At 45.2% G+C, this 21823-nt stretch carries 22 protein-coding genes and 1 tRNA gene; 9 read left to right on the top strand and 14 right to left on the bottom strand.

All coding sequences use genetic code 11. The features are described 5' to 3' along the window. Positions 1-464: 464 nt before the first annotated feature. Entirely contained in the window at positions 465-743 is a 279-nt protein-coding gene (locus EOO49_RS16330; protein ID WP_290847643.1) for a hypothetical protein, read from the bottom strand. A gap of 316 nt (positions 744-1059) precedes the next feature. Here EOO49_RS16330 and EOO49_RS16325 point away from each other — a divergent pair, with 316 nt between their 5' ends. Then, positions 1060-1596, top strand: coding sequence for an inorganic diphosphatase (locus tag EOO49_RS16325; protein ID WP_290847642.1), 537 nt, complete (start codon positions 1060-1062; stop codon positions 1594-1596). Positions 1597-1926: 330 nt separating this feature from the next. On the opposite strand, the gene EOO49_RS16320 is transcribed toward EOO49_RS16325, so the two are convergent. From EOO49_RS16320 to EOO49_RS16305, 4 genes are all read right to left on the bottom strand, one after another. Further along, positions 1927-2475, bottom strand: a complete 549-nt coding sequence (locus tag EOO49_RS16320) for a hypothetical protein (protein ID WP_290847639.1) — start codon at positions 2473-2475, stop codon at positions 1927-1929. A 165-nt stretch (positions 2476-2640) separates the two neighbouring features. After that, positions 2641-2931 carry a hypothetical protein gene (locus EOO49_RS16315; RefSeq protein ID WP_290847637.1) on the bottom strand — a complete coding sequence of 97 codons (291 nt, stop codon included), beginning with the start codon at positions 2929-2931 and terminating at the stop codon, positions 2641-2643. 5 nt (positions 2932-2936) lie between these two features. Further along, positions 2937-3158 carry a hypothetical protein gene (locus EOO49_RS16310; protein ID WP_290847635.1) on the bottom strand — a complete coding sequence of 74 codons (222 nt, stop codon included), beginning with the start codon at positions 3156-3158 and terminating at the stop codon, positions 2937-2939. A gap of 437 nt (positions 3159-3595) precedes the next feature. Continuing rightward, a tRNA-Val gene (locus tag EOO49_RS16305) sits at positions 3596-3670 on the bottom strand. A 517-nt stretch (positions 3671-4187) separates the two neighbouring features. Here EOO49_RS16305 and EOO49_RS16300 point away from each other — a divergent pair. Next, positions 4188-5747, top strand: a complete 1560-nt coding sequence (locus tag EOO49_RS16300) for a PKD domain-containing protein (protein ID WP_290847633.1) — start codon at positions 4188-4190, stop codon at positions 5745-5747. Between the two features lie 130 nt (positions 5748-5877). Here the strand turns inward: EOO49_RS16300 and EOO49_RS16295 are convergent, their stop codons facing one another. Together EOO49_RS16295 and EOO49_RS16290 are read right to left on the bottom strand one after the other, a co-directional pair. Beyond that, on the bottom strand, positions 5878-6117 hold the full coding sequence (locus tag EOO49_RS16295) for a type II toxin-antitoxin system RelE/ParE family toxin (protein WP_290847631.1): 240 nt from the start codon (positions 6115-6117) through the stop codon (positions 5878-5880). Positions 6118-6163: 46 nt separating this feature from the next. After that, on the bottom strand, positions 6164-6406 hold the full coding sequence (locus tag EOO49_RS16290; RefSeq protein WP_290847629.1) for a hypothetical protein: 243 nt from the start codon (positions 6404-6406) through the stop codon (positions 6164-6166). A gap of 232 nt (positions 6407-6638) precedes the next feature. On the opposite strand from EOO49_RS16290, the gene EOO49_RS16285 reads away from it, so the two are divergent. Beyond that, on the top strand, positions 6639-7955 hold the full coding sequence (locus tag EOO49_RS16285; RefSeq protein ID WP_290847627.1) for a sorbosone dehydrogenase family protein: 1317 nt from the start codon (positions 6639-6641) through the stop codon (positions 7953-7955). 53 nt (positions 7956-8008) lie between these two features. Continuing rightward, positions 8009-8467, top strand: coding sequence for an SRPBCC domain-containing protein (locus EOO49_RS16280; protein ID WP_290847625.1), 459 nt, complete (start codon positions 8009-8011; stop codon positions 8465-8467). Between the two features lie 263 nt (positions 8468-8730). Here the strand turns inward: EOO49_RS16280 and EOO49_RS16275 are convergent, their stop codons facing one another. Genes EOO49_RS16275 through EOO49_RS16265 form a run of 3 tightly spaced genes read right to left on the bottom strand, consistent with a single transcriptional unit; the run spans position 8731 to position 10823 of the window. Next, positions 8731-10005: an MFS transporter gene (locus tag EOO49_RS16275; RefSeq protein WP_290847623.1), complete on the bottom strand. Its 1275-nt coding sequence runs from the start codon at positions 10003-10005 to the stop codon at positions 8731-8733. 1 nt (position 10006) lies between these two features. Next, positions 10007-10231, bottom strand: a complete 225-nt coding sequence (locus tag EOO49_RS16270; protein WP_290847621.1) for a hypothetical protein — start codon at positions 10229-10231, stop codon at positions 10007-10009. Position 10232: 1 nt separating this feature from the next. Beyond that, the gene (locus tag EOO49_RS16265) at positions 10233-10823 is read right to left on the bottom strand and encodes a TetR/AcrR family transcriptional regulator (RefSeq protein ID WP_290847619.1); all 591 of its coding nucleotides are present in this window, start codon (positions 10821-10823) and stop codon (positions 10233-10235) included. Between the two features lie 183 nt (positions 10824-11006). Here EOO49_RS16265 and EOO49_RS16260 point away from each other — a divergent pair, with 183 nt between their 5' ends. Both EOO49_RS16260 and EOO49_RS16255 read left to right on the top strand, forming a co-directional pair. After that, positions 11007-12071 (top strand): T9SS type A sorting domain-containing protein, encoded by a 1065-nt coding sequence (locus tag EOO49_RS16260; protein ID WP_290847617.1) that lies wholly within the window; start codon positions 11007-11009, stop codon positions 12069-12071. 237 nt (positions 12072-12308) lie between these two features. Beyond that, positions 12309-12665, top strand: a complete 357-nt coding sequence (locus EOO49_RS16255) for a hypothetical protein (protein WP_290847615.1) — start codon at positions 12309-12311, stop codon at positions 12663-12665. Positions 12666-12707: 42 nt separating this feature from the next. Here the strand turns inward: EOO49_RS16255 and EOO49_RS16250 are convergent, their stop codons facing one another. Then, positions 12708-13364 carry a DUF1543 domain-containing protein gene (locus EOO49_RS16250; RefSeq protein WP_290847613.1) on the bottom strand — a complete coding sequence of 219 codons (657 nt, stop codon included), beginning with the start codon at positions 13362-13364 and terminating at the stop codon, positions 12708-12710. A gap of 293 nt (positions 13365-13657) precedes the next feature. Here EOO49_RS16250 and EOO49_RS16245 point away from each other — a divergent pair, with 293 nt between their 5' ends. Continuing rightward, positions 13658-14191: a hypothetical protein gene (locus EOO49_RS16245; protein WP_290847611.1), complete on the top strand. Its 534-nt coding sequence runs from the start codon at positions 13658-13660 to the stop codon at positions 14189-14191. 283 nt (positions 14192-14474) lie between these two features. On the opposite strand, the gene EOO49_RS16240 is transcribed toward EOO49_RS16245, so the two are convergent. Both EOO49_RS16240 and EOO49_RS16235 read right to left on the bottom strand, forming a co-directional pair. Further along, positions 14475-16844, bottom strand: coding sequence for a glycosyltransferase (locus EOO49_RS16240; RefSeq protein WP_290847609.1), 2370 nt, complete (start codon positions 16842-16844; stop codon positions 14475-14477). Between the two features lie 324 nt (positions 16845-17168). Further along, positions 17169-17438 carry a hypothetical protein gene (locus EOO49_RS16235; protein ID WP_290847607.1) on the bottom strand — a complete coding sequence of 90 codons (270 nt, stop codon included), beginning with the start codon at positions 17436-17438 and terminating at the stop codon, positions 17169-17171. Positions 17439-18034: 596 nt separating this feature from the next. Here EOO49_RS16235 and EOO49_RS16230 point away from each other — a divergent pair. Beyond that, entirely contained in the window at positions 18035-20224 is a 2190-nt protein-coding gene (locus EOO49_RS16230; protein WP_290847605.1) for a glutamine synthetase III, read from the top strand. A gap of 470 nt (positions 20225-20694) precedes the next feature. Here the strand turns inward: EOO49_RS16230 and EOO49_RS16225 are convergent, their stop codons facing one another. Beyond that, positions 20695-20928 carry a hypothetical protein gene (locus tag EOO49_RS16225; RefSeq protein ID WP_290847603.1) on the bottom strand — a complete coding sequence of 78 codons (234 nt, stop codon included), beginning with the start codon at positions 20926-20928 and terminating at the stop codon, positions 20695-20697. A 9-nt stretch (positions 20929-20937) separates the two neighbouring features. Here EOO49_RS16225 and EOO49_RS16220 point away from each other — a divergent pair, with 9 nt between their 5' ends. Beyond that, complete coding sequence (locus EOO49_RS16220; RefSeq protein WP_290847601.1) at positions 20938-21819, top strand: OmpA family protein; 882 nt, start codon at positions 20938-20940, stop codon at positions 21817-21819. The last annotated feature ends 4 nt before the right edge of the window (positions 21820-21823 follow it).

The following is a 21823-nucleotide window of genomic DNA, read 5'->3' as shown; positions in this document are numbered from 1 at the left end:
TTGCCGCTATCGTCAGCTGAACCTGTAAGATTTTTTCAACCTTGTAGGTTTTGTTTTTCTGCCATTTTTTGAACCATTAAGTTCATTAAGAGCATTAAGTTTTTATGCTCGGGATGGCTGAGGTTATTAAGGTATTTTGCTTTTTGCTGCTATCGTCAGCTGAACCTGTAAGATTTTTTCAACCTTGTAGGCTTTGTTTTTCTGTCGATTTTTTGAACCATTAAGTTCATTAAGAACAGTAAGGTTCTACGCTTCAGATGGTCGAGGTTAATTAGGAGCCTTCTTTTTGCGGCTATCGTCAGCTCAACCTGTAAGGTTTTTTCAACCTTGTAGGTTTGTTTTTCATTGCCGATTTTCCGGAGATTGAAATCTTCAGTCAGCGGCATTGATTCGTAAATTGCTTCTGGCCAGTTCGCGGTGCTCGGGTTGTGGCTGAAAATTGAAATTCGCCGCGGCCGGAAAATTTATTTACTTCTATCGATGTTTCGAAGCGTGTTGAGCAAATCGCGTTCAAGTTTTTGTACAGCGCTGATTTTTCCCTGGGCGATCGAAGTTCCGTACAGATAAATGTCGGGAAGCGATTTTTCTTTCTTGTTCCTAGGGGAAAGTGTCCATTTTCTTACGAAGTCCATTCTCAGGTTTTCGGATTTTGCTTTCTCGAACAATTTTTCGTCGGCTTCGCGGATTTGTTCTATGGCTTTTTCAAGTCGCTCGGCGTGGTGTTTGAGCTGTTTTTTGTCCATGTGGTCTGATTTGTTGCGGGAAATTGCGCGTAGGTTTCCCAAAGATACGGTATTATGCGCTTTCGGGTTTTTTGGGAAGCGCTACATCAACCGACGGAAAGTCGCATTCCGTCTCAAATCTGCAAAAGAAATCGATTGCGAAATTATCGGAAACTGCCAACGCGGTCACGATGTCGTTAACGAACGGTTATTTGGTGCGTTTGTGGTGCGAAAAGTCGAAATCACATCGTAAATTTGCACTCGCAAATCCGAGGCCAGTCCGCGGAAGCGAAAACACGAAAATCAAGTTAAGACACTAAACCTAAAATCAAAGATTATGAATTTCAATCCATGGCACGACGTTTCGTTTGGAGAAAATGCCCCGGCCGTCGTCGAAGGAATCATCGAAATACCTAAAGGCAGCCGCGCCAAGTATGAATTGGACAAAGACAGCGGTTTGCTCAGGCTCGACCGCGTGCTTTACTCGTCAGTTTACTATCCGGCCAACTACGGATTCATCCCGAAAACGTATTGCGACGACAACGATCCGCTTGACATTTTGGTGATCTGCCAAACCGATATCGTTCCGATGTGTGTTGTTTCGGCAAAAGTCATCGGCGTGATGCGAATGATTGACGGTGGAGAAGCCGACGATAAGATCATCGCTGTCGCGGAAGGTGATCCCAGCATCAACCATATCAACGACATCAGCGAGTTGCCGCAGCACTTTATCTCAGAACTCAAAAGCTTTTTCGAAGATTACAAGAAACTCGAGCACAAGTCTGTCGTGGTCGAGGATTTCCAGAATAGGGAAGTGGCCCAACAGATCATCCTGAAAGCCATTGAAGATTACAAAGTGAAGTTCGGGAAGTGATTTTTTCGGATGTTTTATATCAAATCCCCTCGAGTTTTCCTGGGGATTTTTTTTGAACTTATTTTTGGGTTTCCTGCTGCGGAAACTATTGGTCAACTTACTTCGGGAGACAATCAGAAAAGTCCATAACTAAAAAAATCCCCAAGATTTCTCAAGGGGATTTTTTGTGCGCGATACTGGATTCGATTCTATATATACCATTTTTTCGTATGGATAAATACTTGATATATAGTGGTTAGTCGTTTTTTATTTCTTTTGCTTTTGATGATTTTATTAGTAATGAAGTTGTCGGTTAAATGTTTTGCAAATTATTGATTTACTAATTGGTTATTAGAAATATCCTTCATCCAAATATGTCTCAGGATAAATCAATTCCCAATTTGAGAAACTACAGGCATTTTTAGCGTACAGGCAAATTTGAATTGCCGGTTTAAGGTCGATATACGCTTTCAACTTTTCCTCGAAAAACATTCTGTAGATGTGGTCGGAATGCATGGACATACTTATTGAGTCAATTCCGTAAGCTCTAGTGGCTTCGTATTTGAACTCCTTTATTTGATTTTTGATAAAGTGGAATACTTGTGACATAGTTGTTTCTGTGGTCTTGATAAAGGCACCTTTTCTTATCTCATGAATGTATCTTTCCAAATCTAACAGATGTTGTGTGTTTCCGACCAAATCAAATATTTTCTCGTCATTAAGAACGCATGTCGCTTGCGCAATCATGTAGTTCCCATTCAATCTTGCCTTACCCCACCAATGTGCATTTTGTAGGAAAGTTTCCCAGAAGTAATAACCATGGCCTAACCAGCTATTATCCCACGTGCATTTAAATGGCCCATCCCTGCGAACTATATCGGGCTTGCCATTATCATCCAACGTTTGATATATCGTTACCGTCTTGGACACGAAATCACTCGTTAACTATTGATTTTTCTCTCAAAGGCGCTTCTAAATCGCCAAGATTGTAGGTGGGCAGTATTAGGGGTGTGATGTTTGCTAATGCGGTAACTGAGCTAACGAACGCGCGAACATATGGAAAAATTATGGCAATTGCATTTCGGTAGAAGAAGGTTGGTATTTCTTCGAAGGTGTCGATCTCTTCAAAAGAAAATCCCCGACACATCCAATTCGGATAAATGGTGGATTTTCGTCCGTCATTGCAGAAGCGGAGAATATGAGATTCAGCTTAAATAATTTTTGGGCAGGAAAAAATTCTCCGGAAGGCTCAAACGACACATCGATACCTTTTATCATGTCGATTTTTTTGTCGATCGAAATACTTACATCGTCGAAAATATAGTTCGCTAATTGAAATGTTGCTTTTTTGCTCATGTCTATTAAATAAGAAACCCGAAGGTTTGCTTCGGGTTTACTAAGATAAGATTTTGATTTTTAATGCGCCAACCATCGAGGTCTAAATATCTTTTGGTTGCGTTCATGTATTCGTGCACGGTAGGACCTACCGTTTTAAACTTTTCTGTTTCCGCCCAATCCCTCTGGATTTGGTCTTGAGGAGTGTCGCGGAAATACTTTTTTAACTCCTCTAAAATAGCATCCATGTTTCAATAATTAGTTTATGATGAGGCGAAGTTATGGAAAACGCATGATATGCGCCAACTTTTGGCCATAATACTGTGTTAAACGTAGATTACACCGTTGTAGTTGTCAAATTTATCTTTTTTAAATTTAGATAACGATCTTAGGTTTCGTTGAGAGATTTGGTAAGAATTAGGTTTTCAGTTTTTAAATCCTGGTTTATAATGTCCTTAAAAACGCCACAATTTTTAGTGGCAGCTTTTCCTTTGATCGATTGCCAGTTTTCCGGATGCACCCAAATTTCCGAATAGAGCATCCATTGATAAGGTTTTTTGCCATAAAATAATAATCTGGGGTTGCCAGTAGGGTTGCCAGTAATCGGTAATTACGTGTCGCTAAAAACGAAGTGAGGCCAGAGTGGAAGCGGCCTCACGTAGCATCGTTTTCATAAATTCAAAAGTGCGCGATACTGGATTCGAACCAGTGACCCCCACGTTGTCGACGTGATGCTCTGAACCAACTGAGCTAATCGCGCTAGCGGACTGCAAAGTTAACAGGAGAATCGGAAATTGCAAGCAGATTTTGAAAAAAATGCTGCCTCGGATGCGATGCCATTGAAAGTCAGAAAACTATCAATGCAGGATTTTCCAGCTTTTTGCATCATTAGTCAAAAAATCGGACGAAGTCTATGGCAATGCGAGTCGTCGGTCGGTTTCGGGACAAACGATCCGAACAATAGGATCACCAGCAGTAAAAGCGTGAATTTTTTCATCGGAAAGACTTTTGGTGATAACTCGGGAAACCTAAAATGTGTGGCCTGACTTTGAAAAATCTGTTAAAATATTTCTTTAATCTGAAAATCAGTGACTTTCGTCGAGTAAATGTTCGATTCGCAAAACCTTTCTCTACTTTCAGGTAGCGGAATGCCACGATCTGCAAATTTCCTTTCGGGAATGAACTAAGACAATCCCTTTCAACGACTTATGATTGCCGCTTCGAAGTTCGGAGCCTGATTTTCTCTTGGGATTACAAAACATCAATAACAATAGATTATGAAGAAAATTACTTTGATTCTCGCCGCTTTGGCGATACAGGCCGCATCGGCACAAATTACTTATGAAGCCGCTGATTTCAATTCGGCTGGCGAGGCTTTCACAACGAGCAAAGCCTCGAATTTTCTCACGACGAATTTTGCCTCGACAGGCGCCAACCACAATTGGAACTACGCCAACCTGAATGCGAATTCACAAGCCGAATTCGAATGGCAAAACCCGAATAGCGCGGGTTACAAACTCAGTTGGTGTCTGTCGCATTTCTACATTTTCACGTGTAATTCGCAGTTCAACAACAATTTTACGCATGCCTCGCTTTTGAGTGAAGGTTTTGAACTCGAGAATTACGGCGTGAGCAATACTGTCGAACACGCCAGGAAAAACAGTTCCGGATTTGCTAACAGGATGCGCGGATTCACGGCGACTGTCAACGGCATTGCGCTTCCGGTCGCTGTCGATTATGACGATCCGGACGAGATTTATGTGTTTCCGATGAGTTTTGGAAACAATACGGTAAACACCGGACATTTGGCGTTCGACCTGAACAGCGTCGGCATGGATTTTCAGTACGATTTGGCCGTCACTCGCACAAATTCTGTTCAAGGTTGGGGTTCGCTCACGACTCCGATGGGCACTTTCGCGAACGTGATAAAACTCAAATCGAAAATCCAGAAGACAGAAACCCTGACTTTTATGGGCTTGGCGATCCCGATTCCGACGACAACAGTTTCTTACCAATGGTTTTCGAAAGACTACGGAATTCCCGTGCTGCAAGCCGATGGTTTCGAGGTTTTCAGCGTTTTTGTCCCAACTTCGGTGGTTTATTTGGATGAACCGATGTGCCTTGCGCCAAGTGCGTTGTTCAGCTATCTCCCGACGGCCGATTACAATCCGGAAACGCAATCGGCGAGCGTGACTTTCAGCAATGCGAGTTTGAACTACGATTCGGTTTTGTGGGATTTTGGAGGCGGAAACACTTCGGCCAATCTGAATCCTTCTTTCGATTATACTTGTCCTGGAAATTATTCGGTGACACTGACCGCGACCAATTCGGTTTGCAGCCCGATCCAGACGGCGACTTTTACGCTTCCCGTTGTAATTACGGATTCCCAAAATGCGTTGACTACCGAAGTGACATTTGAAGGAAATGTGCTTTCGGCGGTTCGGGATTTGGCGGGAACGACTTATCAATGGGTCGATTGCGACAATTCAAATAGTGCAATACCGGGCGCGACCACCCAAACTTTCAGTCCGACGGCGGACGGGAATTACGCTTGTCTCATGGTAACGAACGGATGCGAAAGCGTTTCGGCCTGTACGTCGGTTACACTTTTGGGCGTGAATCACAACGCGCTGTCAGAAGTGCAACTTTACCCGAATCCGACCAACGGGAAGTTGCAGTTGAGTCGAAATCTTGATGTAGAAAAAGTATCGGTTTACAACACTTTGGGAATGCTAGTGGCCAACGGTCTCGACTTGAGCAGGCTTTCGGGCGGCGTTTATTTGGTGGAAGTCGTCTCTGGCGAAGGGAAATTTGTGCGCAGAATCGTGAAAAATTAAGATTAATTAATAATTGCTTGAGGCTGATCTGGATTTCCGGGTCAGTCTTTTTTGTTGGTTTGGAGTATCTGTTTAGCTTGTCGTCTGAGCTATCAACTTAGTGTGAGACAAAAACGTATCTGAAAATTGTTTATTTGATAAGCCTAGCCAACTTTCCAGGGTTTTGATGATTGTCCCAAAACGCCGTAATAAAAATATTCTTCTCGGTGAGTTTATAATAAATACTAAAATTTCCCATTGTCGCTTCCCTTGTTTCCAAGTGATTTGTAGGCTTTCCGGCTTCGGGATTTTCAACAATCAAATCAATTCGTTCTTTGATAAGGCGAATTAATTTTTCTGCGTAAGTGTCGACTTGTTGCGAAGCGTCCAATATTTTAGGATTTCACGTCGTTGCTTAACGGCAGTTTCCGTCCAAATTACAAACCTTTTAGCCATTCCAGGTCCATTTTATCAAGGTCTTTCTGGGATACGATCCTGTCGCTTTTTATGTCGTCTTCACTCATATTGAGCATGAGAATTTGGGCTTCCGAAAGTTGGATGACGTCTTCGTTGACCGAACTTGAACTTATCAATTGATAAAGCGCGGACAAATAATCTTTGTTTGATATAGTCAGTAGCTTGTCAATTATGCTGTTCCTAATGTTATCTGCCCTTGTCATACTCACTATGTTTTCTACAAAGATTGCGATTTTGGATCTGATTTCAAAATGATGTACGGTTTTGCCGATTGAAATTGAATGATTGAAGCCAAATCTAATTTCCAGATAAACAAAACAGAAATATATTGGCACTTGGTTTTCGACGGGTCGACTTTATATACAACAAACTCATTTTTAAGTATAATCCACCTAAGGCACGAAGGCGTTACTTTTAGGGAAACACAACTTACTTATGACACCCAAAAGTTTACTCATCGTGGTTGCCGCGGCTATCCCCATGATTGCTTGTTCCCAAAAAAAGGAGCAAGGTCAGGCTGCGAAACCGACTTCCGCTATCGATGACAAACAACTTCCGAAGCCTTTCGCTACCGAGTCGGTGACGAATTATTCGGATGTTATCGGATGGAAGGAAAACGAAACGCCAAAAGCGCCAGACGGATTTACCGTTTCCAAGTACGCCGGCGGTTTCGAGAACTGTCGCTGGATGTACGTCTTGCCTAACGGAGATGTCGTCGTGGCCGAAAGCAATTCCAATTATTCGGTTCCGAAACAAGTCGGAGCCAAGATCATCGGAGCCGGAAAAGCCAACAATGTTTCCAAAAGCGCCGACCGGATCATTTTGCTGAGAGACGCCGACAAGGACGGAAAACCCGAAGTCCGCGAGACATTCCTGACCAAGGAAAACGGACTGAACCAACCGCTTGGCATGTTGCTTATCGGCGAGAATTTCTATGTGGCGAACACAAATGCCATAATGGTCTACAAATACCAAACCGGACAGACCAAAATCACGAGCAAAGGAAAAAAGGTTGCCGACCTGCCCGAGGGAAAGGTCAACCGCCATTGGACGCGAAATATCATCGCCAACGCAAACAACACCAAGATATATATAGCAGTCGGTTCCGGCAGCAACATCGCCGAGGACGGGCTTGATGCCGAGATTCTACGGGCGGATATTCTTGAAATGAACCCTGACGGATCGGGCTTGAGGGTTTATGCGTGGGGTTTGCGGAATCCTGTCGGAATGGATTGGGCGCCAGGAACGAAAACTTTGTGGACGGCAGTAAATGAACGCGACGAACTCGGCAACGATCTGGTTCCCGATTATCTCACGTCAGTAAAAGAAAACGGATTTTACGGCTGGCCTTATTCGTATTGGGGAAAAAATATCGATCCGCGAGTCAAGGATTCCAAACCGGAAATGCTCGAAAAAGCGATAGTGCCCGAAGTCGATCTGGGTTCGCACACAGCGTCGTTGGGATTGGCTTTCAACAAAGGCATCAACTTTCCGGCGAAGTATAAAAACGGAGCATTCATCGCACAGCACGGCTCTTGGAACCGCGATCCGATTTCGGGTTACAAAGTGGTTTTCGTGCCTTTCGAAAACGGGAAACCTTCGGGTAAAATGGAAGATTTCCTTACCGGATTCGTGGTCGACCCCAAGGACGATAAAGTGCGCGGACGTCCGGTTGGCGTGGCTTTTCTCAAAGATGGCTCTTTGCTTGTTACCGATGACAAGACCGGGAACATTTGGAGAGTTTCGAAGTAAAGTGAAATTCCAAATTCCAAACTCCAAACTCCAACAATCAAAAAACTAAAACCATGGAACGCAAAACCTTCAAAATCACAATAGACGCGCCGAGACAAAAAGTGTGGGAAACGCTTTGGGGCGCTGAAACTTATCCGAAATGGACTTCGGCATTCGCGCCAGGATCGAAAGTCGAAACCGATTGGCGCCAAGGAAGCAAAACGCTATTCCTGGATGTGAACGGAGACGGGATGATATCGGAAATCGCCGAAAAACGCGAGCCGGAATTCATGTCGTTCAAACATCTGGGCGAAATCGTGAACGGCAAAGAAGATACCGAAAGCGAAAAAGTCAAAGCCTGGGCCGGATCGACCGAAGATTACACGTTGACCGAATCTGACAATCAGACCGAAGTGTCCGTTTCTATGGATGTCGACGGCGAATATGCCGATTTTTTTGAGAAGACGTGGCCGCGCGCTTTGGAACATCTCAAGAGTATTTCGGAGGGAAAGGATTTTAAGGAAGTGGAATAACGAATTTCGTTTCATCGAGTCAACCTGCAAGATTTTTTAACCTTTAAGTTGTCAATCGCTTTAAAGTTTTAAACCATTAGGGGTATTAAGATCATTAAGGTTTGGTGGAAACACTCGTGCATTCGTGGCTAAAATGTGATAGCCACAAATGCACGAATTTGTTTTATATCGGAAACAAAATCTTAATTGTCCTGATGATTTTACGGATTTTAGGAAGCGTCGAGAAAATCGCTGTTGAAACCTGAACACACAAGTCGGAAGGTCTAAACCAAATCGACGATAGGCTCGATCGGTGCTTGATTTTGCGCCTTTTTTGCCTCGGCGATCTTGTTCACGCGAGACATCAAATAAATAGAGCACAAAGAAACCACCGCGATCACATAACCCAAAATATCATAATGTTCAAGCGGACTGGATTTGCCCTGCTGATGCACGATCTGACCCGCGGCCAAAGCGGCAATTCCACCGGCTATCTGTTGCATCGAAGACGTTATCGCCATGTATGCGCCGCGATCGGAAATATCGGGAATCGTGGTGTTTATCGCTTGGGAAGGAACGATCCGGCTCATGATTCCGGCGAATAGGATCATGTTTATCACGATGATTTCCCACAAAGGCGATTTCGGAAGGTTCGTGTAAATCAAGATCATGAGGATCGAAAGGATGGATCCGATGGAAAACAGTGTCATTTTGTTGATTTTATCCGACAGTTTTCCCACAATCGGCATAATGAACAAAACCGCGATTCCCGTCGAGAAAAATACGATAGGGAGTTGTTCCTGCGTGATTCCGATGTTGTTCACGAGGTAAGCACTTCCAAAAGGTTGCAACATGAATCCGCCAATCGACAAGAGCGCAATCGTACTGAAACTCGTGCGATAGGACTTGTTCCGAAGCGTGTGCCACAAATGTGACAAGGCACTTTTTTCAGATTTCACGGCCAAATGCGCGTCCACAGGTTGCATTTTGGACACGATCGCCAGCAAGATGAACGCAGCCAAAACCACGACCATGATGAAAGCCGAATGCCAACCCCAAAGGTTCGCGAAGAAAATCCCGATAGGAATTCCCAGAATCTGGCTCACGGCGAATGACATCTGGATGAAACCCATAACGCGTCCGCGCTGGTTCAAGGCAAAAATATCGGTGACGATCGCCAGCGAAATCGACCCTATCACGCCTCCAAAAAATCCCGTGACGATACGGGCCGAAAGCAGCATCCAGAAATTCTGCGAAAGCGCACAGAAAATGGTTCCGACAATGAATCCGACGTAAAAGAAAACGAGCAGTTTTTTCCTGTCGTATTTGTCGGCAAAACCCGCAGCCATCAATCCGGAAGCGCCGGCGCTAAAGGCGTAACCCGAAACGACAAGCCCAAAATTGGACGGTGTCATGTCCAGCGTTTTCATCAAAATGTCGCCCAAAGGGGAAATCACCATAAAATCGAGAATGATGGTAAATTGCAGCAAGGATAGAATGGCGACCACGAACTTCTGATAGCCCGTGAATGTTGGTGTTTCGGTTGTTTTTTGTTTCATTTTAAGCGAGTTCGGCACATTCGTACCCGAGCGATTTTACGATGTTGATGATGTTCGACGGACGCAATTTTTCCGAGACAACGCGCAAAACGCAGTCGCAATCTTCGGGATCGATGCTCCAATGTGCCACTTCCGAAAGTGAGTCGAAAGTTTTGGCCACTTCGCAATTTGGGCAAACCATGCCCAGATTGGTTTTGAAAACGTGGATATTGTCGAGGGTTTCCATATTACGGAGTTAAGGCTTTTATGCAGAGTTCGAGGGCTTTGTCCATGGCTTCTTTTGTGATCTTGAACGGTTGTCCGCCCATGGCTTTTCCTTCCTGATGGAAGCGGATCATCGAGTAAAGCGGACCGTAAGCGATACACCAGAATGTCGTGACGTCAAGCGGAATAAGCTCTTTTCTCGCAATGGAATTGTGGAAGAATTCGGTCATTTGTTGTTTGAAAACCCCGAGTCTGGCACGCAAGACCTCGTCGTTGTAATGCGAAGCGCGCAACATCTCGAAAAAGGCGAGCTCACGCGGATATTCGTAGGCGTAATCGAACCGGTTTTGCCATTGCACGCGCAATCCGTCGGCGAATGACATGTCTGGGGAAAATCCGCGCAGCGACATTTCGAAGAACTTTTCGCCCGTGTCGTTGGCTATTTTATTGATCAGATCGTCTTTATCCCTGTAATAAATGTAAAGCGTGGCCACCGAAATCCCGCAGGCTTTGGCCAATTTGTTCATGCTGAAACCTTGCAAGCCTTCGGTCACGAAAAGATCGATCGCCTTGTTGATTACCAGTTTTTCCTTGTTTTCGTCCCTGACGCGCATAGCTTGGAATTTGTCGGCACAAAGATAAAAAGATAAATGAATGAACGTTCATTTTTAATCTGATTTTTTTCGGACGATCCGTTTGTCCTGACTTTTTGCTGTTTTATCGGAAAAGAAAGTAAGCTTGATAAAGTTGATGGTCGACTCGTTATCTTCATCGGTCAAAACACTAAAAATCAGCTTATGAAAAAAATTACGCTATTGTTTTTGGGCCTCGTCGGATTTTCGGCTTTGGCACAAACCACTTATCCGTCGACGAGTTTCGCTTCTCAGGGAAACACGTTCACGGTAACGACCGCCGCCGGATTCCTTGCGCTCGATTTCACGCAGACCGGCGCTTCGCAAACCTGGAATTTTTCGGCTTTGACCACTCAGTCGGTCGGTGAACAATCCTGGATCGACCCGAACGCCACGGGATACAAAACCAGTTGGTGCTTTTCACACTTTTATGTTTTCAACTGTAACTCGCAATTCAACAGTAACTTCAATTTGGCCGGCGATCCGACCGAAGGCATTTCGCTTGCGGAATTCGGTGTGACGAACGTAAAGAATCACCTGCACAAGAATGCACTTCACCTTGAAAGCCGCATGATTGGCGCGACGATCGATCTGAACGGCACATCACTGCCAATTACCGTAGACTACACGCAACCGGATGTCGTGTACCAATTCCCAATCACTTTCAACACGAATTACACCAATACAAGCGCGCTGAACGTCGATTTCAGCACTTTCGGGGTCGATGCCTCGATTGTCGGGACGACGCAACGCACGAACGAGGTCAATGGTTGGGGTTCGCTTGTAACGCCGGCCGGAAGTTACGCCAGCGTTCTCAAAATGAAAACGACATTGGTAACCGACCAAACCGTGACTTACGAAGGTCAAGCCACGCCGACCCAGACGACGGCTGTCATTTATTCGTGGTTCGATCCGGCGGTTGGTATTCCGGTTTTGACGGCTACCGGAACAGAAGTCGGTGGACAATTCGTTCCGGCTCGGGTGACTTACTTTGGACAATCGCTTCGGGTTTCGGAAAATAGTCTGCAAGATGTCAGTCTGTATCCGAACCCTACGACCGGTGTTTTGAATTTGAGCCGCGACTTGTCGGTAGATGCGATTTTCGTTTATGACATTTTGGGTGCGAAAGTTGGGAATTCACTCGATCTTTCAGATTTGAGTTTCGGAATTTATTTTGTCCGAGTCACTACCAAAGATGGTTCGCTGACTCGGAAAATCGTCAAGAAATAAAATCTTAGGCTTATTTTAAATTTTTTCTAGTCGCAAACTGCGTTGATAGTCGCAATAGTTTTGCGTATAAAATTCGTGTATTCGTGGCCTAATTTTTTTTGCCACGAATGCACGAATTTTTGTTTTTGCCCGAATTTGCTACCTTATTCGTCGCAACCGGAGAAATTGTTGCATCAGCATTAAACCTTTTGGAAAAGCATCGGTCAAACGTTTAACAATCTCCTAAAAACCAAGATCATGAAAAACATCACAGCCATTTTGCTTTTGTTTTGGGCAACGGTCGGTTTCGCTCAAAGGACATCCGAAGAAAAAGCGACGGCACTTACAACCAAAATGCAAACGCAAATCGGATTCAACGACGACACGAAGGCGAAAGTCCAGGCGATCAATCTCGAATTCGTCAACAAGACCTCGGCCTTGAAAACCACCGGCGGCGACAAACGGGAACGCGTGGGCAACTTGAGAAAATTGGACGAGGAAAGGGCAGAAGCGCTCAAGAAAGTCTTCACCGAAACCGAATATGCAGCGTTCGAGAAATTCCGACAGGAAAACAGACGCGAGATGCGGCAAAAGGTCAGGGACAGGAAAAGTTAGGTTAATTTTGGCGCCTCTTCGGAAACGGGAGGCGTTTTTTTTTTAGGACTTCAATAGCTTTTCAAGTCTTACGTACCCGATGTGGAGTTCGTCTTCGGGCGCTTCCGATCTCGTGAATTTGAGCGAGAATTGCTGTTTTGTGTCCGATGGCAGAATGTCCGAAACTCTGTAAATGTCGTCTACGTCTATCCCGTATTTGTCGTCGATGTGCGATTCTGCGCCTTTGAATCCGAAGTGTTTGTAGAAAGTCGTGGACTTGGCGACTTTTGAGGCCGCGGCCATCGTCTGGGCAACCGACAAAACCTTGTAGTGGTATTCCTCGAATTCGCCTTGGCGGTAACCTCCGAGGTTTATAAAGAACAGGTGGTTTTCTGCATCCGCATCCAAATCTGCTCCTGCCACTGCTCCTGCTCCTGCTTCTGCTTCTGCTTCTGCTTCTGCCATTGCTTCTGCTTCTGCCATTGCTTCTGCTTCTGCCACTGCATCCGCTTGACGGAAAATCACTTCGACTCGAAAACCATCCACAAAAGTCACTTCGCGCCATGCATCGATATGAAGCTGCGTATCAGGCCAGAAAGCTTTCATTTGAGGAACAAGTTCTTTGAGCGAAGCCGCGATCCCGAAAAAAATATCGTGTTGTTCCGTAAGGCGGCCTTTCGGCGTTGCGCCTAACATTATCATGTGGAGTTTTTGTTGCATTTCAAAAGTATTCTGTTCGCTGATGTTGTGTATTACGTCATTAAGATAAATAACAAATTCCACTTTTCCGAACCGCAAATAAGTTGTTGTGCGCATTCGTGCATTCGTGGCTGATAAAATTTGGCCACGAATGCACGAATCGGTCGTAGTAAAACTTTGGTTCTAAAGTCGTTAAACAGAATGATGTAAGTTGTGTGGCGACCTTAAAAAATTACCATTCCTCTAACATTTTATTTTTTGGTACGGTTTATGAAAGGCTTACTTTTAAGAAACAATCTATAACCAAAATTATCATGAAAAAGTTACTTTATCTTTTCGCTATTGCAGGAATGACTACACTTGCCGCCTGTGACGGCGATACAGGACCACAAGGAGCACCAGGTCCGGAAGCGCAGGTTTATGAGACGAATCCTGTAGACTTTACGGCCGCCGGAAATTATGGCGTTTTTTACAATTTTCCATCGGGCGCTTTGTTGAGCTCCGATCACGTTTTGGTCTATCGCCTTTCTGCTGTAGACAATGGCGTGGACGTTTGGAAACCGCTTCCGGAAACGTTTTATTTCAACGACGGAACACTTGATTTCATGTATGGCTTCGACCACACACAATATGATGTAAATATTTACATGGAAGGTTTCGACCTCGGAGCGATCAACGGTGATTTCAGACTTGGACAAATTTTCAGGATCGTTTCCATCCCTGGAACTTTCTCAGGAAAAAATGCAGTAAAAGTTGACCTGAACAATTACGATGCGGTAATCAAAGCTTACAACATCGACGAAAGCAAAATGAAGTCCATTACTTTGCAAGCCAAGACGAAAGCATAAAAACACTTTAGTAGGTGTGAATAAAGAAGAGAGCCCGTAAGCTCTCTTTTTTTGTTTTCGGATTTTTGGGAATGCGTTTTTGGAGTTGCTAGCTGGATGTTGGCGATTCATTTCGGATCAAATTCGGATACAAATCTGACAGGAACAAAGTCGGAAGAGCTGTAGAAATGGAGTAGTCACATCTGCAAAACCGGCAATCCGCAATCCAGGAAAAGTCCATATCCAAAAAGTCCAAAGCAAAAAAAAAGAGCCCGAAAGCTCTTTTCCTATAATCAAAACATTTTTAGTTCACGGTCAATTTGTCCTTGTAGGAACGCGATTTCCTTCTGTGGTAAAGCTCGTTTTCGTTCCCGAAATATTTGTCGATCATCATTCTGGCCATCAAATAACTCACAGTCGATTCGGCGCCTTGGTTCAGGTTTACGTTGTGTTCCTCTAATCCGTCGAAACAGCCGCCAGTGCAAGGATTGTAGATGATTTGTTGCAAATGGTTGTTTCCTAAAAACCAGTTGAAAGCCATTTCCATCTTCACGAGATATTTCCTGTCCTTGAAAATGTCGTGGAATTTCCGCAACGTGATCACCGTGTAAGCGATGTCGATAGGTTGTTCTCCGAATTCTTCGCAAACGCCGCCTTTCATCAGCCAGCTTCGGTTTGAGATCACTTTGATCGCGTCGTCGCAGAACGTTTTTTCCAAAAGGAAATCGAACGACTTTTTGGCGATGTCTTTGTATACGTCGTTTGCAGTCACGGTGTAGGCGCAAAGCAAAGCTTCTGGCAAAACGCTGTTTGCATACGTGAGATAACCTTCGAACCAAGCCCAATCGGACGAAGCCGAATTTTTGTACAATTCCACCAATCGGTTGGCGAGCAATCCTATGATCGCTACAGTGTCGTCACTTTTCACAGATCTGTTGTAATAATACAAACCTTTGATCATGAACGCCATGGCGCGAGGCGAGTGGATCTTGTGCGCTCTCTGGATCACGCGTTCAAAGATTTCGGTCGCTTTTTCGACGTAATCGGTAGGCATGATCTTCGATTGTGAAATCAGGTAACCCAACGACCAAATCGCGCGTCCCGTCGAATCTTCGAGATTCTCGTTCGTGTTCTGGTCGGTGAAATTGAGGTTCATGTCGACGTAGTTCATGAACAAGTTGTCCGGCCTTTCGCAATAGGCGATATAGTTGAGGTAACTTCCGATGTATTTGAGATCGGACGTATCGCGTCTGAATTTGTAATGTTGGATCAAAGCGATCATCGCGCGCGCATTGTCGTCTATCGTATAGCCCGAATTGATATCCGGTTGGTTGATCTTCGAAAACTGCAACATCCCGAAGTTCGTCGTCATTTTCTTGATGTGTTCCAGGTTGACTTTTGGGTTGCGATAGTGCAACTCCATTTCGTCCTTGGCGATCTTCTGAAGGAACTTTGCGTGCTTCACTGCCGAATTTTCCCAAGCCGTTCCCGTGATCTTGTGCAATCCGTTCGAGATCATTTCCTGGCGCAATTCGACGTCGAAAATCAATCGGTTTACGGCCTCGGCAAGCTCTTGTGAATTCCCGAAATCGAAAACCAGTCCGGCTCTGTCTTTGAGGAATTCTTTGGCGTGAGGGATCGGAGTGGAAACCACCGGGCATCCGCAGCTCAAAGCATACGAGAAAGTGCCGCTCACGGCCTGGTTCGGATCTTTCGAAGTGAAAAGGTAAATGTCGGTCAATTGCAGATACTCGAGCAAAGTGTCCAACGGAAGGTATTCGTTCACGAAGCGCACGTTTTTTTCGATTCCGAGATCGACAATTTTCTGCTTAAGCATTTCCCTATATTGTTCGCCTTCGTTCAAAACTACCGTCGGATGCGTTTTCCCGATGATAAGGAAGAGCACGTCAGGAGTCGTTTTGGCGATCGTGGGAAGCGCGTCCAAAGTCGTCTCGATCGATTTTCCAGAACTCAAAAGTCCGAAAGTAGACAAAACGGTTCTTTCGCCAATGGCGTATTTTTTCTTTAGCACGTCTTTGTCCAAGTACGGGACAAGGTGCGTTCCGTGCGGGATTACCGTAATTTTCTCGCGTTCGATCCTGTAATCGCGGGTCAGGATTTCGGCTGCGTCATCGGTCATGACGATGATTCCGTCAACCGTGTCCAGAATATGTTGGACTTTGGCCTTGAAAACTTGATCCGGACGCGGCAAAACCGTGTGGAAAACAACCGCGACAGGTTTTTTTACGTCCACGAGAAATTGGTTGAAAGCTTGCGTGTTATCGGCAAACAAACCAAACTCGTGCTGGATTAGCGTCACCTTTATATTGTCGTCAGAATTGATTTTCGAAACCAGATTCTGGTACGATTTCTCATTCGACGTATTCAGCACATATTTCACGCGCGAATCTTCGTAAGTATGTTGTTCCTTGTCGGTTTCCAATGCACAAACCTTGACGTCGAACGAATACACGAATTGTTTTTCCATGGCCTTGATCAAATCTTCCGAATAGGTCGCGATGCCGCATTGTCTTGGCGGAAAAGTCGTCAGGAACAAAATTTCGGGCAAGACGTCGTCCTTTCGACCTTTCTTGCTTTCCAAAAAGAAATCCTGAGGCAGATAGAACGGAAATTTACTGTTTCCGTTTTTGTTGAGCATATTGGCGTTTTCCATGGCTTTGTGTGGTTGAGAATGTTGGTTGTATAGTGTTGCGTCGTTTTATTATTGAGTTGGTTGACTTGAAATTACGGTCGGTTTTCCGTGAATTTTCAGGTTCTCAAATTTCCTCCAAAAACGATGAATTCACTTACACGATTTCTCGGGTTTCGTTGCATGATTATGTGTGAATGGAAATTTTGGGAAATGTTGATGTTTCAGCTGTCTGATTATCGGTTCATCGAATTTGAAGTTATCGCACTCTTCCTGATATCCGGATTTGTGATTTCCGATGCGCTAAAAATCCGACGAAAAAAAAACGACCCCGAAAGGTCGTCTTACTTATAAATTCGCTCCGGCTTTATTCGCCCATTGCGTAGCCCGGTCTTTCGCGGTGTTGGCGAAATCCTCGCCTTGCTCGATGATCTGGGCATATTCTTTTTTGGCTTTCTTCTCGAGCTTGTTCAACTTCGAGCGGAATTTGTCGGCGTAATCTTCTGCCGTGCCTTTGAGTTGGTCTGTTTTGGAACGTTTTCTATACGCGATGATTCCTGCGGCCGTCAAAGCGGCCACTCCGACCACTACACCTGCTAGTACTGCTTTTCTGTTCATGATATTGTCATTTTGTGTTATTCCTAAAAGTACTTCATATATATAGGACATGCGCTGACATTAGCATCGATTTAAGGTATTTAACGGTGTTTTAAGTTTTTGGGCGTGCCGGCGGCCGTTTTTCAGAGGCAGGTGCAGTGGCAGTGGCAGCCATTGCATCGTAAGCTAAAGTCCAACACTTTGACTATCTGTTAATCGGGTTTGCAACTGCTGCTGCCACTGCCACCTTTCAAAAGCCGCCGTCGGGCTGATCGGCACTCGCTTTTGGCCAGCTTTGGGGGCTGGCCAAAGAGCTCAGACAAAGCCGCCATCCCTCACGCAACTGTTCAAAATTCAAGATTCGTTATTCAACATTCGTTATTCAACATTCGTTATTCAACATTCGTTATTCAACATTCGTTATTTAACATTCGTTATTCAACATTCGTTATTCTATCGCTGCAATCCTATAGCCGAATCCAAAGGGTTAAAAGTGCCAAATGTTGATAAATTTTCAAAAACACCCCTCCCAAAATGGGGTATTGTATTTTTCTGAAACAAAAATCAACTATATTTGCACCAAATTAATTAGGGTTTAATACTTTAAAACAGAACTTATGTCAACTTTCCGTTTTCAATCTTTGAGAGAAACAGCCAACAGACCGGTTGTTGAAGTAAAAGAGCTGGACAAAAAATCGATCATTTTTGGCAGCAATGTGTTCAACGACAAGGCGATGCGTCAATTCCTTACGCCAGAAGCCTTCAAAGCCGTACAAAGCGCCGTCCAGCACGGAACAAAAATTGACCGCAAACTCGCCGATTATATCGCGATGGGAATGAAAGAATGGGCGCTTGCCAAAGGCGTTACGCATTACACGCACTGGTTCCAACCCTTGACGGGCGCAACTGCTGAAAAGCACGATGCGTTCTTCGAAACTTCATTCGACGGATCTGATCCTGTAGAAAAATTCGGAGGAAGCCAATTGGTACAACAAGAACCGGATGCTTCGTCTTTCCCTAACGGCGGAATCCGCAATACGTTCGAAGCCCGCGGTTACACGGCCTGGGATCCGACATCGCCGGCATTCATCTTCGGAACGACACTTTGCATCCCAACGGTTTTCGTTTCGTACACAGGTGAAGCCCTTGACAACAAAGCACCGCTTTTGCGCGCGTTGAACGCGATTGACGAAGCCGCGACCGACGTCGCCAAATATTTCGACAAAAACGTGAAGAAAGTCACGCCTACATTGGGTTGGGAACAGGAATATTTCCTTATCGACTCGGCTTTGGCAGCTTCGCGCCCTGATATCACGCTTACAGGAAGAACGCTTCTTGGTCACGCCTCCGCAAAAGGCCAACAGTTGGAAGATCACTATTTCGGATCGATCCCGACGCGCGTCCTCAATTACATGCGCGATCTCGAAAACGAGTGTATGTTGCTTGGAATTCCAGTGAAGACGCGTCACAACGAAGTAGCGCCAAACCAATTCGAGCTCGCTCCGATTTTTGAGGAAACGAACCTTGCTGTCGACCACAACTCTTTGTTGATGGACGTCATGCAGAAAGTCGCCGAACGCCACTCGTTCAAAGTGCTTTTCCACGAAAAACCTTTCAAAGGCGTAAACGGATCGGGAAAACACAACAACTGGTCAATGGCTACAGATACGGGAATCAACTTGCTTGCTCCGGGAAAAACGCCAATGAGCAACCTGCAATTCCTTACGTTCTTTATCAACACGATCAAGGCGGTTTACACTTATGAGGAATTGATGCGCGCCTCTATCGCATCGGCTTCGAACGATCACCGTTTGGGAGCCAACGAAGCGCCGCCGGCCATCATTTCTGTTTTCATCGGACAACAATTGACGCGAGTGCTCGAAAACCTCGAGAATGTAACCGATGGAAAACTTTCCCCTGAAGAAAAAACAGACCTCAAACTCAACGTAGTCGGGAAAATCCCGGACGTCTTGCTTGACAATACAGACCGTAACCGCACGTCACCGTTTGCCTTTACAGGAAACAAGTTCGAATTCCGCGCGGTTGGTTCCTCTGCGAACTGCGCCGTTTCAATGACAACTTTGAACACGATCGTGGCCAAGCAATTAAAGGATTTCAAGAACGAAGTCGACGGGTTGATCGAATCGAAAGGCCTGAAAAAGGACGAGGCGATTTTCAACGTACTGCGCGAATACATCAAGCAAACAAAAGCCATCCTTTTCGAAGGCGACGGTTACAGCGACGAGTGGCAAGTTGAAGGAGCGAAACGCAAACTTTCCAACCACAAGACGACTCCGGAAGCACTGAAAGCAAAGGTTTCCAAAAAAGCCATGGATTTGTTCGAGGAAATGGGAGTCATGAACCACATCGAAGTGGAATCGCGCTACGAGATCGAAGTCGAGGAATACACCAAGAAAATCCAGATCGAAGGACGCGTTTTGGGCGACATAGCGCGCAACCACGTCATTCCGACAGCGATCAAATACCAAAACACGTTGATCGAAAACGTAAGAGGTTTGAAGGAAATCTTCGGAAGTGAATTCGAAACGATCGCCAAGGAGCAAATCACTTTGATCAAGGAAATTTCGGCTCACATCGAAGGCATCAACACTAACGTAGGTGCGATGACAGAAGAGCGCAAGAAAGCCAACAACCTGTCAAGCGCAGAAGAAATGGCACACGCTTACTGTTTCAACGTAAAGCCGTATTTCGATACGATCCGCGAGCATTGCGACAAGCTTGAGCTTTTGGTAGACGACGAAATCTGGACGCTTACCAAATACAGAGAATTGTTGTTCGTGCGCTAATAGGACAGCTTGTAAAAACAAAACCCGCTTTTTTCGAGGCGGGTTTTTTGTTGCAGATATTTGTCGATCAAGGAGCGACGGCACTTGTGTAAGTTCCGTTTACGACCAACGTCAGTGTGTGAATGTGAAGTTTTTCGGCATTGCTGTCGCGCCAGTTGGATGAGTCGGTGCGACTTAGGCATCGATAGTTCCATCGGCTAGATTGTCCCCGAGCTGTTCCTGACTGGTAAATGCGGTAGGAATACGAAAATAAATATCGGAGGAGTTGACGATATTGGGAGCTGAAAAGGTGAAAGTATTCGTTCCCGTGTTATAAGTAGGGTAAATGGTCAGTGGATTTGATTGAGGTCTGTTTTGAACGAGAGTCCGGCCGTCATCGGGTTAGGGTAGGCGCCGACTTTTGGTGCCGGAGAGAATTCCGGGACTTCGAGTTGGCTGTTTTGCGCGAGGATTCCGATGATTCCGCTTTGCTACTGGTTTGGATTCTGTGGAACGACGACAATCTCGCCTACCGAAACAGAAGAAGAAGCCGTCACGAGACTGCCCGAATTCACCCTTTGCACAACCGATTGCGCCTGAACGTAACCCATTGACAACAAAGTGATAAGTGCTGCTTTTTTCAGGTAAAAACTTGGTTTGGCGCAAATAAAGAAAATTCGATTTCGCTCGCAGTTTTTATTTTGTGTATCTTTCCAATATCCCATTCAACCCTTATGAAATCTATAAAACTCGCCCTTTTACTGCTGATTTTACCACTGTTTTCGCACGCCCAGTTGCAGTTCTCGATTTTCTTCGAAACCAACAAGTATGAGCTAAAAAAATCTGAAGCTACGCGTTTGCAGCAATGGATGGATGCGAACAAAGACGTAAAAATCGTCGGGATAAACGGTTATACCGATGAAGACGGAACGCTCTCGCACAACGATTCGCTTTCCCAAAGGCGCGTCTCCACGGTTTTCAAGGTGATTTCGGGTAAGATCAAGATCCGCGAGGATTTCAAGACGAGAAGTTTCGGCGAGCTTCACAAACATTCCAAGAACAAATCCGAAAATAGGAAGGCGACGATTTACTATATCGAAGCCAAAGACATTCCGCGAGAGAACGAAATCCTCGGAATCAAGCCAGAAGTCGCGCCTGAACCTCAAATGCGAGTGGTGACTTATCCGGAAAGTATCACGGTCGACAATCCCGACGGCACAAAGTCCAAATACAAGCTCGATGTGGAATTCATGCGCCAGATGACGAATTCGGCCAAAGGCGACAAACTCGCTATCGCGAACCTCAATTTTGTGATAAACACATTTGCGATCGTGCCCGAATCGAGGAGCAAATTGTACGAATTGCTGCTGGTTCTGCAACGCAATCCCAATATCAAAATCGACATTCAAGGCCATTTGTGCTGCAGTCCGAAAGACCATACAGACTTGTCAACGAAGCGAGCCAAGGCAGTTTACCAGTTTTTGATCACGCACGAAATCGACAAATCCCGCCTTTCTTACAAAGGTTTCGGGACGACCGCGCCGCTTTTCACGATTCCCGAGAAAAGTGAAACGGAGCGCGCCGCAAACAGACGTGTTGAAATTGAAATTCTTTGAGGTT

The sequence above is a fragment of the Flavobacterium sp. genome (genome assembly GCF_004295795.1).
Lineage (GTDB): Bacteria > Bacteroidota > Bacteroidia > Flavobacteriales > Flavobacteriaceae > Flavobacterium.
Note: the sequence above shows the minus strand (reverse complement) of the source record. Positions and strands in the feature narration are given on the sequence as shown.

What these genes read in the sequence shown, in the direction of transcription:
- EOO49_RS16330 (WP_290847643.1), bottom strand. Translation starts at nt 743, where the DNA reads ATGGACAAAAAACAGCTCAAACACCACGCCGAGCGACTTGAAAAAGCC.
- EOO49_RS16325 (WP_290847642.1), top strand. Translation starts at nt 1,060, where the DNA reads ATGAATTTCAATCCATGGCACGACGTTTCGTTTGGAGAAAATGCCCCG.
- EOO49_RS16315 (WP_290847637.1), bottom strand. Translation starts at nt 2,931, where the DNA reads ATGAGCAAAAAAGCAACATTTCAATTAGCGAACTATATTTTCGACGAT.
- EOO49_RS16310 (WP_290847635.1), bottom strand. Translation starts at nt 3,158, where the DNA reads ATGGATGCTATTTTAGAGGAGTTAAAAAAGTATTTCCGCGACACTCCT.
- EOO49_RS16300 (WP_290847633.1), top strand. Translation starts at nt 4,188, where the DNA reads ATGAAGAAAATTACTTTGATTCTCGCCGCTTTGGCGATACAGGCCGCA.
- EOO49_RS16290 (WP_290847629.1), bottom strand. Translation starts at nt 6,406, where the DNA reads ATGACAAGGGCAGATAACATTAGGAACAGCATAATTGACAAGCTACTG.
- EOO49_RS16285 (WP_290847627.1), top strand. Translation starts at nt 6,639, where the DNA reads ATGACACCCAAAAGTTTACTCATCGTGGTTGCCGCGGCTATCCCCATG.
- EOO49_RS16280 (WP_290847625.1), top strand. Translation starts at nt 8,009, where the DNA reads ATGGAACGCAAAACCTTCAAAATCACAATAGACGCGCCGAGACAAAAA.
- EOO49_RS16275 (WP_290847623.1), bottom strand. Translation starts at nt 10,005, where the DNA reads ATGAAACAAAAAACAACCGAAACACCAACATTCACGGGCTATCAGAAG.
- EOO49_RS16270 (WP_290847621.1), bottom strand. Translation starts at nt 10,231, where the DNA reads ATGGAAACCCTCGACAATATCCACGTTTTCAAAACCAATCTGGGCATG.
- EOO49_RS16265 (WP_290847619.1), bottom strand. Translation starts at nt 10,823, where the DNA reads ATGCGCGTCAGGGACGAAAACAAGGAAAAACTGGTAATCAACAAGGCG.
- EOO49_RS16260 (WP_290847617.1), top strand. Translation starts at nt 11,007, where the DNA reads ATGAAAAAAATTACGCTATTGTTTTTGGGCCTCGTCGGATTTTCGGCT.
- EOO49_RS16255 (WP_290847615.1), top strand. Translation starts at nt 12,309, where the DNA reads ATGAAAAACATCACAGCCATTTTGCTTTTGTTTTGGGCAACGGTCGGT.
- EOO49_RS16250 (WP_290847613.1), bottom strand. Translation starts at nt 13,364, where the DNA reads ATGCAACAAAAACTCCACATGATAATGTTAGGCGCAACGCCGAAAGGC.
- EOO49_RS16245 (WP_290847611.1), top strand. Translation starts at nt 13,658, where the DNA reads ATGAAAAAGTTACTTTATCTTTTCGCTATTGCAGGAATGACTACACTT.
- EOO49_RS16240 (WP_290847609.1), bottom strand. Translation starts at nt 16,844, where the DNA reads ATGGAAAACGCCAATATGCTCAACAAAAACGGAAACAGTAAATTTCCG.
- EOO49_RS16235 (WP_290847607.1), bottom strand. Translation starts at nt 17,438, where the DNA reads ATGAACAGAAAAGCAGTACTAGCAGGTGTAGTGGTCGGAGTGGCCGCT.
- EOO49_RS16230 (WP_290847605.1), top strand. Translation starts at nt 18,035, where the DNA reads ATGTCAACTTTCCGTTTTCAATCTTTGAGAGAAACAGCCAACAGACCG.
- EOO49_RS16225 (WP_290847603.1), bottom strand. Translation starts at nt 20,928, where the DNA reads ATGGGATATTGGAAAGATACACAAAATAAAAACTGCGAGCGAAATCGA.
- EOO49_RS16220 (WP_290847601.1), top strand. Translation starts at nt 20,938, where the DNA reads ATGAAATCTATAAAACTCGCCCTTTTACTGCTGATTTTACCACTGTTT.